The following is a 10,593-nucleotide window of genomic DNA, read 5'->3' as shown; positions in this document are numbered from 1 at the left end:
TGTCAATTTTTACAATACATTTGTACTATCCGTGGGTAGCGATCGCACTCCTGCAAGTGCCTTAACAAAAGTTCATACAGTGTCGATTACTTTTGTCCGACTACTTAATTAATAGCGTTATCGGTTCTATTGGCAATTTAATCAATCGCAACCTTGAGTACGAACTTCCCTATTATATTGAGGATACAGTGGAGAATTTAATCCACTTCCATAATAAGGTTGCTCCCACTACAGTTTTATTAGCGCAAACTCAATTTACAATTGAAAGATTTCAAATTCGGGGCGATATTATACTGATATTTGAATTAAGTTCTTTTAACTTGTTGATGAGTGCGATCGCAGAAGAAATCTACGCCTACAAATAACTGGTTAGACAGTAATTCAAAAAATAAAATAAATTACTTCAATAAATATACATGGTTTTAACTAACACAACGCGCTCACAGGCTTATATGTCTCCTCTATCGCTCAACTAAATCTATTCTGTTTGAACCGGACAAAACTATCAAAAACGAGAAAAAATGATTTCAAAAATCAGCCATGAACGACATAGAAGAATTAGCTGAAAAATTTAGTGTTCTCGATCGAATCCCTATAGGTATATGCGTACTTCGGGAAGATTTTACAGTGCTGTATTGGAATCGCTGCTTGGAGAATTGGACTAATATCTCCAAGCAAGAAATAGTGGGAACTGATATTATCAAACGTTTTCCTCACTTAAAGGAAACGAAATATGCTTCTCGTCTCAAACAAATCTTTGCTGGGGGGCCACCAACCCTTTTCTCTTCTCAACTCCATAAGCACTTCATACCCGCATACTTACCTAACGGACAGCAGCGAATTCAGCATACTACTGTTACCGCCGAACCTGCACCTCAAGGAGGATACTATGCTTTACTCTCCATCCAAGATGTTACGGAACTCACCCAACGAGTTCAGGACTATCGCATTATGAGAGACCGGGCACTTATAGAAGTGAAAGAGCGGCAGCAGACAGAGAAGGCACTCCAACAAGCAAAAGACCAGTTGCAAGTAGTTTTAGATGCTGTACCGGGATTAGTTTCTTGGATTAGTTCCGATTTGCGATATATGGGTGTAAATCGGCATTTATGTACTGCATTTAATCGTCCTCCAGAAATTTTTATCGGTCAAGAAATTGGTTTTTTGGAAAGCAGTAAGACATTTGCAGAATTTATGAGTTATTTTATGCGTGGTGACGATAAATCTGGTAGTAGAGTGATCGATGCCAACATTAATGGAGCGATCCGAAATTACTTAATTGTTGCCCAAAAGTACCAGCAAGGTGAAGCCGCAGTTGCTGTAGGTATCGATATCACAGATCAGAAAAAGATCGAACAACAACTGAAAGGATCTCTAAAAGAAAAAGAACTGCTTCTTAAGGAAATTCATCATCGAGTCAAGAATAATTTGCAAATAATCTCTAGTTTGTTGAAGTTGCAATCTGAATGTACTAACGATCCAGAAATTGCATCGCTTTTGAGTGACAGCTATAACCGGGTTAGGTCAATGGCACTGATTCATGAAAAACTTTACCAATCTGAAGGTATTGTCCTAATTGATGCTGGTGATTACATTACAAGTCTAGCCAATAATCTAGTACGTTCTTACAGATTGTTGTCCGAATTTATCGATTTGGATATTAAATTTGAGCCAATATTTTTCGATGTAGACACTGCTATTCCTTGCGGCTTAATCATTAATGAATTGGTTTGCAATTCTTTGAAATATGCCTTTACTAATGGGGGACCAGGAAAAATAAGCATAAAAATTGCTTTGATTGAAGGTTGCCGACTTTTATTAGAAGTCCACGATAATGGCATCGGTTTGCCGCCAAATTTCGATCTTGAAGAAAGTAAATCTTTGGGGTTACAGCTAGTTGTCAATTTAACTAATCAATTAGATGGAGATATTGAGGTTAATTCCGAGGCAGGTACGCACTTTAAAATTACATTTCCTTTCAAGCGTCATGATTGCAGACTCCCCAGTCTGGCTTAAGTAAGAAGCTCGTCAAGAGCCCAGAAAATAAAGCTCTATAATCGATAACGCCATGCAATCCAGTGATTTTTATTTAAATTTACCAGACTTAGAGCAGGCTATACATCGTCATCCCATTATCGTAGCTCCCGATACGCAGTTGGTAGATGTGATATCTCTCATGGGACTCTCATATACCAGCCAATATACTATTGGGAGCGATAATTTAAGAGATACTTCTAGAGTAAGGTTAAATATTGCCGCCCCAGCAGTCGGTATGGAAGAACAAATCGATATGCCATCCGGCACGCTGCGCGATCGCCATTATGCTGTAGTAATGGAAGCTTCGCGAGTTTTAGGGATATTCGCCGAGCGAGATATAGTGCAGTTACTGGCATCTGGGAATGGACTGCAAAGCCAAGTCAAAATTGCTGAATTGATTAAGCCGCCGATATCGACCTTGAGTCTGTCAGATGCAGTCAATATTTTTACACCTGTATTATTTTTTCGTCAGAGTCAAATTTACTATTTACCAATTCTAGACGAGAGGAAGCAGCTGTTGGGAATTGTAACTCCCACAAGCATTCTCCAAGCCTTAAAAACCACGAATCTGTTCAAACTCGGTACAGTAGGCGAAGTGATGAACACCAAGCTAATCCGTGCCGATCGAACAGCATCCGTAGAGAAGATTGCCCAACTGATGGCAGAATATCGCGTTAGTTGTGTGGTAATTACAAAAGAGGTAAGGAACGAAGCAAACAATGCTGTTTCCGGTAGCCTTTCATCCATTCCGGTAGGAGTTGTTACTGAGCAACAAATTATACAAGCTTGGTGCGTAGGGATGGATTTAGCCCAGACACCAGCTGCATCGGTAATGAGGAGATTGGGACACGAGCTAAACCCGGAAAACTCTCTGCTTTATGCTTATCAGCAAATGCAGATCGATCGCATGGAAATGCTGTTAGTTCGAGAGCGTCAGAGTGAGAGTTCGGCAGTGCAATTGGGAATAATAACAGAGATGGAATTGTTGAGTTCCCTAGAACCGGTGCAAATCTACAAACGGCTGAAACGTACCCAACAATCGGTTTCCAAGTTGCAAGCGGAAAAAGCCGAACTGCTGCGCCAGCGAAACGCCGAACTGGAAAACGAAGTGGAAGAGCGCACGACCCAACTTCAAAAAGTTCTTGCGACAGTTGAGCGACAAGCTCAACAAGCTACTTTGCTCAATCAAATCGTCCACGCTATGCGAGGAACGCTGGCTTTGGATGAAATTATCCAAATCGCAGCGAATCAACTGCATTCCGCGCTCAATGTCAGCCGTTGCCTAATTTTTCGACCGGATGCCGATCGCGAGTTGGGAATTCGTTATGTTTCCGAGGCTACCTCGGAAGGCAACAGTTTAATGGGTATACACTGCGGTTTTTATCGCCGTTACGACTCCGTGTTAGCGCAAGGAGAACCGCTCGTTCTTCCTCGGATTGATGAGTGCGAACCGCCAGAAATTTTGGAAGCCGTAAAAAGGTGCAACATTCGCGCTCTCATGATTGTGCCGCTGATATATCAGCAGTCGTACTTGGGCGGAATTAGCTTAAATGAATGTAAGGGAGAACGGGAATGGACAGAGGAGGAGGTAGCCTTTGTCAAAGCGATCGCCGATCATTGCGCGATCGCCATCCATCAAGCCGAACTTTACGAGCAACTTCAAACCCAACTGCAAGAACGTCAAAAAGCAGAAACTGCACTGCGAGAAAGTAACGAATTATTCCAGCAGCTAGGGGAAAATCTCCACCAAGGCTTTTTTGTCAGAGACCCCCGACAGAACAAATTACTTTATGGCAGTCCTGCCTTGGACAAAATCTGGGGCGGCTGTATAGATGTATACAATAATCCCACACAATTTTTGGATGCCGTTCATCCAGAAGACCGCGATCGCGTTATCGCTGCGGTGGAATCGCAGATATGCGGACAACCTTACGACCAAGAATATCGGATTATCCGACCGGATGGACAAACCCGCTGGGTTTTGACTCGTGCTTTTCCTCTCAAAAATGAGGGGGGAGAAGTTTATCGCGTCACAGGGATTGTCGAAGACATTACCGATCGCAAGCTCTCAGAAGTAGCTTTGCGAGAACAACAGCAATTTTTGCGAACAGTAATCGATACCAATCCTAATTTAATCTTTGTTACGGATCGGGATGGTAGATATGTATTAGTTAATCAAGCCTGTGCCGAAACTTGGGGCATGACTGTTGATCGAATGGTCGGTAAAAAAATTAGAGAATTTAACAATAATCCAGCTGATGTAGAGCGGTTGACGCATGACGATATGGAGGTAATGACCACCTTAAAGACAAAGTTTATTGCCGAAGAAAGCGTGATAATACCTACAGGAGAATTACGCTGGTTTCAAACAGTCAAAACACCGCTTTTGTCTGAAGATGGTAAAGCTTATAAATTGCTTGGCGTTGCTACCGATATCACCGCTCGCAAGCTGGCAGAAGCAGAAGTGCAACGCTCGCAGCAAATGTTGCAAATGGTGATGGATAATATCCCCCAATTTATATTTTGGAAAGACAGGAATTTAGTTTATTTAGGTTGTAATTATAACTTCGCACGAGCTGCTGGTTTTGATAATCCACAGCAAATTGTGGGTAAAACAGACTACGATTTGCCCTGGAGAGAAGAGGAATCGGATTGGTATCGCGAGTGCGATCGCCGGGTGATGGAAAGCAATGCACCCGAATATAACATCATCGAAACCCAACTGCAAGCAGATGGCAAACTATGTTGGGTGGATACAAACAAAGTTCCGCTCCTGGATGCAAATGGAAATGTAATCGGCATCTTGGGAACTTATGAAGACATTACTGAGCGCAAGCAAGCAGAATCAGCGCTGCGGGAAAATCAAGTAATTTTTGCTGCTATTTTTAACAATAGCTATCAATTTACTTATTTGTTAAAGCTGGATGGCATCTTGTTACAAGCCAACCAAACCGCCCTTGATTTTGTCGGTCTTCAAGCCACTGAAGTAATCGGTCGTCCCTTTTGGGAAACAAAATGGTGGACAATTTCCAAAGCCACCCAGAAAAAACTCAGAAGGGCGATCCGCACCGCTGCCAAAGGCCACTTTCTTCGTTATGAACTGGAAATGCTCGGTGCTGGGGAGCAAGTAATCACAACAGACTTTTCCCTCAAGCCTATTTTTAATGAAAAAGGAGAAGCCATCCAGCTAATTGCAGAAGCCAGAGACATTAGCGCTCGCAAACGTGCCCAAGCAGAACTGCAAAAACTCAACGAAGAATTAGAAACCAAAGTGCAAAAACGCACCCAAGAACTACTGTGGAGTCTTCAACAAGTAACCGTCGAAATTTCCGAACGCCAACAAGCAGAAGCACAATTACAGCAGAGTCAGGCACACTTACAGGCAATTTTAGATAACTCTCCGGCGGTCATTTATGCACACGACATTCAAAATAGATACTTATTGCTTAACCATCAGTGTGAAAACTTGTTTAATTTGAAGAGAGAAGAAATTGTTGGCCAAAGTATTTACGATTATTGGCCTTGCGAGATTGCCGATACGTTTGCAGCAAGCAATCGCCAGGTAATAGAAGAAGGAAACGCCGTAAAAGTTGAAGAAGTTGTTCCTCATGAAGACGGGTTGCATACCTACATTACTGTTAAGTTTCCCTTAAAAGATAGTCATGGAGTAATTTATGCTGTTTGCGGCATTTCTATGGATATTACCGAGCGCAAACGGACAGAAGAAGCGCTTAAAGACAGTGAAGAGAAATTCCAAAAATTGGCAGCCAATGTGCCGGGGATGCTTTATCAGTACGTCCTTCGTACTGACGGTTCTCAAGCATTGCTTTATGCGAGTCCGCGTTGTCGCGAAATCTGGGAACTAGAACCAGAAGAAATGCAAGCGGATTTCCAGAAAAGCGTTGAGATGATTCATCCTGATGATGTGCAGTCTTTATACCATTCAACTGTTATTTCGGCTGAAAGTTTGCAACCGTGGCAGTGGGAAGGGCGCATTATTACACCATCCGGTCATCTCAAGTGGATTGAAGGCATTTCTAGCCCGGAAAAACAAACCAATGGCGATATTATTTGGGATGGTTTATTTATTGACATCAGCGATCGCAAACTTGCCGAAGAAGCACTCCGCGAAAGCGAGTCGCGGTTGGCACTGGCGCTGGAAGCGGCGCAAATGGGGACTTGGGACTGGGACATGAAAACCGAGCGAGTCATTTGGTCAGAAAGGACTGAATTCATTTTTGACCTTGCACCTGGTTCTTTCCCCGGAACTCCAGAAGCATTTTTTAGCTGCATACATCCAGAAGATCGCCCCCCGTTAGAACAAGCGATTCAACTTGCCATTGAAGAGAGAACATCCTATAGCATAGAAACCCGCATTATCTGGCCTGATGGTACTGTACGTTGGATCGCCTGTATCGGCAATATTATCTGCGAACGCAACGGAGAGCCAGATCGGATGACAGGGGTAATGATGGATATTACCGAACGGAAGTTGGCAGAAGAGGCGTTGCAGGAGAGTGAGTGGCGGCTGCGGATGGCCCTCAATGCTGCCCAAATGGGGACTTGGGATTGGGATATCGAGACAAATAACATATTATGGTCAGAGCAAACAGAAGTAATCTTTGGCTTTGCTCCCGCTTCTTTTACTGGAACTTATGACACTTATATAGACCGGGTTCACGCTGACGATCGCCACTACCTCAAGGCTACAATTACTGACACTCTTAAAGAAAAAATACCCTATAGCATCGAACATCGCGTCATTTGGCCTGATGGCTCTATCCGCTGGGTTGCAGCTAAGGGTGATATTATCTGCGATCGGACAGGTCAACCGATCGCAATGAGCGGTGTAGTTATGGATATTACCGATCGCAAGCAGGCGGAAGCAGCATTGCGCGATAGTGAATTCAAACTTCGCACGATCGTAGAAAACAGTAACGATGCTATTTTTATCAAAGATAAAAACGGTCACTACATATTTATTAATAGATCGGGGGCAAAATACTTAAACCGCTCGATCGAAGCAATTTTAGGCAAACGAAATGAAGATTTTCTGACCGCAGAAAGCGAACGACAAATTCGTGAATTCGATCGAATAGTCATGTCAAGTAATATGGCTTGGACTTGTGAAGAAGTTTTCGAGACGAATGAGAGCAAACGCATTTTCTTATCTACTAAGTGTCCCTATCTTTCCGCAGAAGGCGAGCTGCTGGGTATCGTTGGTATATGTCGCGACATTACCGAAAGCAAACAAGTAGAGGAAAAGATGCGAAGTCACTTAGCTGCGGTGGAAGCAGCAGGAGATGGGATTGGCATCGTTAATGCCGCAGGCGAATACATCTACATTAACCAGTCCCACGCCAAAATTTTTGGCTACGACAGGGCTGAAGAACTGATCGGTAAAACTTGGCAAGAGTTATACTACGAAGATGAATGTAAACGCATTCAAGGAGACATCATCCCCATCGTGATACAACAAGGTAAGTGGCAAGGAGAAGCAACTGCCAGAAGAAGCGACGGCACCACATTTGCACAGGAACTTTCCCTCACCTTAGTTGCAGATGGAGGACTAATTTGCGTTTGTCACGATATTACCGAACGCAAACAAACAGAAGAAAAGTTGCGCTTAACAGATAGGGCGCTTGTTGCTAGCAGTAACGGTATTATTATCTCAGATACCAAACAGCCGGATAATCCTGTCATTTATACCAATCCTGCTTTTGAGGAGATGACCGGTTACTCTGCGGCTGAGGTAATCGGACGAAACTGTCGTTTTCTACAAGGTAGCGATACAAATCAACCGGGTTTGGAAAAACTGCGGGCTGCGATTACGGAAGGAACTACTTGTAAAGTTGTGCTGCGGAACTACCGTAAAGATGGCAGTTTGTTCTGGAACGAATTAAATGTTTCGCCAATTTATGATGGCAATGGCATTCTCACTCACTACATTGGTATCCAAAACGATATTACGGAGCGCAAGCTAGCGGAGGAGGAACTACAAGCAAGCACTTCTCGGCTATCAGCCCTGATTGAAAATTTACAGATGGGGATTTTAGTTAAAGATGAGTTTAACCAAGTCGTCACGATCAATCAAGCATTTTGCGATATTTTCAATATCCCCATTGTACCTGCTGCTTTAATCGGAGCCGATTTTTCTACTTTCTACGAAGATTTTCAACAAGTTTTTGCAGAACCGGAAAAATTTTTCCAGCAGCATCGTGAAATATTAAGCTCCAGGCAAATAGTCACCAACGAAGAAGTGACAATGGTAAATAGTCACTTCTTTGAACGGGATCATGTACCGATTTTTGTAAGAGGAAAGTACAGCGGACATTTATGGATGTATCGAGATATTACCGAACGGAAACAAGCAGAGAATCACATCAGGGCATCTCTTAAAGAAAAAGAAGTTTTGCTTAAAGAAATTCACCATCGAGTCAAAAATAACTTACAGGTAATTTCTAGCTTACTCAAGCTTCAGTCTGCGTACATAAAAGATGAACAAGCCTTAGCTTTATTTACAGAGAGTTATAACCGTATTAGGTCGATGGCTCTCATCCATGAAAAGCTGTATCAATCAGAAGGTTTATCAAGGATTAACGCTTCTGAATATATTAACGAAATGGTGCGAAATTTGGTGAATTCTTATAAAGTTTACACAAGCTCTGTTCAATTAGGCATTGAAACTGAAGAAATGGAAATAGACATCGATACAGCAATTCCTTGCGGTTTGATAATTAATGAATTAGTTACTAACGCACTAAAATACGCATTCAACGATAGAGAAAGTGGAAAACTATGCGTTAAGTTTTATCGACTCGATCGGGATAGTCTCCGCTTAGAAGTTAGCGATAATGGTGTGGGTTTACCCTCAAACTTTGACATTGAAGAAATTGACTCGCTAGGCTTACAGTTAGTTTACAACTTAACAGAACAACTGGACGGAGAAATCGAAATTGATTCATCTGGGGGCACTGCTTTTAAGATCACCTTTAGGAAACAAATCAGGGAGGAAAAATGACAGCGACAATTCTAGTAGTAGAAGATGAAGTAATTATTGGTATGGACATTAAAAATAGCTTAAAAAAATTAGGCTACCATGTTCCGGCTGTAATTGCTACAGGCGAAAAAGCAATTGAAAAAGCCGAAAAAATCCAACCGGATTTAATACTGATGGATATTATGCTAAAAGGTTCGATGGATGGAGTAGAAGCGGCAGACAAAATTCGCCATCTTTTCAATCTACCTGTGGTTTTTCTGACTGCCCATACCGATGCCAAAACTTTAGAGCGAGCTAAAGGAGCTCAGCCGTTTGGCTATATAGTTAAACCATTTCAAGAAAAAGATTTACACACTACTGTCGAGATTGCTTTAGCTAGGTGTAAAGCCGAAACAGAAATTCGCAAAGCTCTAGAAAAGGAAAAGGAACTTAACGAACTCAAAACTCGTTTTGTTTCTATGGTTTCCCATGAATTTCGGACACCAATGTCCACAATTTTGTTTTCTTCTGATTTGCTGGAAATGTATTTAGACGAATGGTCGAGGGAGAAGAAACTAACTCATGTGCATCGGATTCAATCTGCTATCCAACGCATGATCGAAATGTTAGATGAGATTTTGGTGATTGGAAAAGCAGAAGCTGGTAAACTGGAATTTAACCCCAGTCCGATTAATTTACAAAAGTTTTGTAAGGAATTAGTAGAAGATATTGAAGTATTCGATCGAGAAAAACATCCGGTCGAAGTCAATATGAAATGCAACTGCAACGAGGCTATTATGGATGAGAAATTACTGCGTCATATTTTGAGTAATTTGTTGTCAAATGCTGTTAAATATTCGCCAGATAACAGCCCGATATTCTTTAGTGCAACCTGTGAAAACAACGAGGTTTTATTTGAGATAAAAGATTTAGGAATTGGCATTCCTATAGAATCTCAAAAAAGTTTGTTTGAAACCTTTTATAGAGCCCCTAATGTCGGTACAATCCCAGGCACAGGATTAGGGTTGGCAATTGTAAAGAAGTCTGTTGAGTTACATGGAGGTACTATTGCTGTACAGAGCGAAGTAGGGGTGGGAACTACATTTACTGTAAAACTTCCCATGAGATAGTTGTGATAATCTTTTGGTTGAGTTAGGATTAAAATAACTCACAAAAGGTCAATAGTTAAACAACAAAAAAGTTTTTTAATAAAATTATGCAACCGACAAAAATTTTGGTAATTGAAGACGAAGAGTTTGTGCGAGATAATATTTTGGATATTTTGGAGTGCAAAAATTTTGATGTTGTGGGGGCGAAGAATGGTGAAGAAGGAATACGAGAGGCACAAAAGCAAATACCCGATTTAATTCTCTGCGATATCATGATGCCTGATATGGATGGTTATAGCGTCTTAACTGAATTACAGCAACAGCCAATAACGGCAGTTATTCCATTTATTTTCCTAACTGCTAAGTAGTCGGACAAAAGTAATCGACACTGTATGAACTTTTGTTAAGGCACTTGCAGGAGTGCCTTCGCACAGCGTGCCGTAGGCATATCGTGCATCGGCACAATTA

General features: G+C 41.8%; 5 protein-coding genes. All 5 read left to right on the top strand.

The annotated features are described in order from the left end of the window. Positions 1-92 precede the first annotated feature (92 nt). Positions 93-365 (top strand): hypothetical protein, encoded by a 273-nt coding sequence (locus H6G03_RS35755; RefSeq protein WP_190475438.1) that lies wholly within the window; start codon positions 93-95, stop codon positions 363-365. Between the two features lie 175 nt (positions 366-540). After that, on the top strand, positions 541-2,016 hold the full coding sequence (locus H6G03_RS35750; protein WP_190475436.1) for a sensor histidine kinase: 1,476 nt from the start codon (positions 541-543) through the stop codon (positions 2,014-2,016). Between the two features lie 52 nt (positions 2,017-2,068). Further along, a complete protein-coding gene (locus H6G03_RS35745) occupies positions 2,069-9,058 on the top strand; it encodes a PAS domain S-box protein (protein WP_190475434.1) in 6,990 nt (2,329 codons plus the stop codon). Then, positions 9,055-10,146: a hybrid sensor histidine kinase/response regulator gene (locus H6G03_RS35740; protein WP_190475432.1), complete on the top strand. Its 1,092-nt coding sequence runs from the start codon at positions 9,055-9,057 to the stop codon at positions 10,144-10,146. The genes H6G03_RS35745 and H6G03_RS35740 overlap by 4 nt, the downstream gene beginning before the upstream one ends. Positions 10,147-10,232: 86 nt before the next feature. After that, positions 10,233-10,493 carry a response regulator transcription factor gene (locus H6G03_RS35735; protein WP_190475430.1) on the top strand — a complete coding sequence of 87 codons (261 nt, stop codon included), beginning with the start codon at positions 10,233-10,235 and terminating at the stop codon, positions 10,491-10,493. The last annotated feature ends 100 nt before the right edge of the window (positions 10,494-10,593 follow it).

The organism is Aerosakkonema funiforme FACHB-1375, from assembly GCF_014696265.1.
Lineage (GTDB): Bacteria > Cyanobacteriota > Cyanobacteriia > Cyanobacteriales > Aerosakkonemataceae > Aerosakkonema > Aerosakkonema funiforme_A.
This window is presented reverse-complemented; position numbering and strand designations above follow the sequence as displayed.

Coding starts and splice junctions, on each gene's coding strand:
- H6G03_RS35750 (WP_190475436.1), top strand. CDS start 541: ATGAACGACATAGAAGAATTAGCTGAAAAATTTAGTGTTCTCGATCGA.
- H6G03_RS35745 (WP_190475434.1), top strand. CDS start 2,069: ATGCAATCCAGTGATTTTTATTTAAATTTACCAGACTTAGAGCAGGCT.
- H6G03_RS35740 (WP_190475432.1), top strand. CDS start 9,055: ATGACAGCGACAATTCTAGTAGTAGAAGATGAAGTAATTATTGGTATG.
- H6G03_RS35735 (WP_190475430.1), top strand. CDS start 10,233: ATGCAACCGACAAAAATTTTGGTAATTGAAGACGAAGAGTTTGTGCGA.